General features: G+C 41.6%; 2 protein-coding genes. One reads left to right on the forward strand and one right to left on the reverse strand.

The window, feature by feature from the left end; translation table 11 throughout:
* The first annotated feature begins 144 nt into the window (after window positions 1-144).
* Window positions 145-282 carry a hypothetical protein gene (locus O9332_RS24375; protein WP_002789678.1) on the forward strand — a complete coding sequence of 46 codons (138 nt, stop codon included), beginning with the start codon at window positions 145-147 and terminating at the stop codon, window positions 280-282.
* A 90-nt stretch (window positions 283-372) separates the two neighbouring features.
* On the opposite strand, the gene O9332_RS24380 is transcribed toward O9332_RS24375, so the two are convergent.
* A complete protein-coding gene (locus O9332_RS24380; RefSeq protein ID WP_288027724.1) occupies window positions 373-576 on the reverse strand; it encodes a hypothetical protein in 204 nt (67 codons plus the stop codon).
* Window positions 577-1,184: the final 608 nt, after the last annotated feature.

Below are 1,184 nucleotides of genomic sequence, written 5' to 3' on the forward strand. Positions count from 1 at the left end.
TTGCTAATAAACATAGCAAAATTATAGATGATTTCCTGACCTAAGATCACATTTTATTCTTTTTTCCACTTCAATCTAAGAATTGAGAAAAAAGCAAAACCTTATATTATACCATAAAAAAATTATGCAAGAGGTCTATTAGCGGTGCGTTACACGCGCGTTAACGCACCCTACAAAATCGGCGATCGCACTCCTCTTATATTGTTACATACAGCAATGAATTGTTATCGCTTTAACTCTTGTGTCGGCAATGAATTGGCAATTAATCAGAAATTAATATAAGCAATTATTGTAGGTTGGGTTGAGCGAAACAATACTGGGTCGAAAATGGCTCAATTCGATTGTTTAAGCGAAACCCAACCACCCCAAAGGTTACTCTTTGTTGGGTTTCCTTGCGTCAACCCAACCTACGAGGCTGTACGGTAAGACATTAACACTTGCACCCGTGTCTAACAGTGCTGAAAACTCTACCGAGCTATCTTGGTATGTCAGAGATATAGGTAGTTGAGGCAAGGCATCGGGGACACCAAACCCATCGAATCCTTCGGTAAAGTTAAATCGTTGGGCGTTACGCATTGTGCGTTGCTTGTTCCGAATCTAGGAGTTGAGCAAGTTTCTGCGCCGCTGCGTGTGAATTAAGCGGCGACGAGAGTAAATATGTTGCTCCTGGCTGTAGGCTTGGCTCCTCGTCCTTACTTAGTTCTGCGATCAGAAATTGCATCACCTTCAACTTGTCTGCACGAGGCAGACTTCTCAAAGTAGGGAATAGCTCTGCTATAGTCATCTGGCTTAGAGGATTGCATTACCTTTCCATTTTCTCATAAAGCTATCTATTCACCGTGCAAATTTCTCATAACTGAGCCATTTTCGATCCAGTATTGTTTCGTTCCACCCCACCTACAAGATCTGCATTTGAGCGTTGGCAATATGTTTACAGTTCCATATTAAGTAGGTAGGCTTTAAAAATTATCAGATGCCCCCCTTATTAAGGGGGGATTAAGGGGGGATCGGCACCCCCCTTATCAAGGGGGGATTAAGGGGGGATCGGCACCCCCCTTATCAAGGTAGGGCTGTTTCATTTAAATTAAGTATAGCTGATTTTGAGTCAATAAATTTGACCGAAGATTCTCAAGTTTATCTTGTTCTAACCAAAAGAGTTAGTCACAATAACTAATCTTTAATCC

Source organism: Microcystis sp. LE19-10.1B (assembly GCF_027530565.1).
Taxonomy (GTDB): Bacteria; Cyanobacteriota; Cyanobacteriia; order Cyanobacteriales; family Microcystaceae; genus Microcystis; species Microcystis aeruginosa.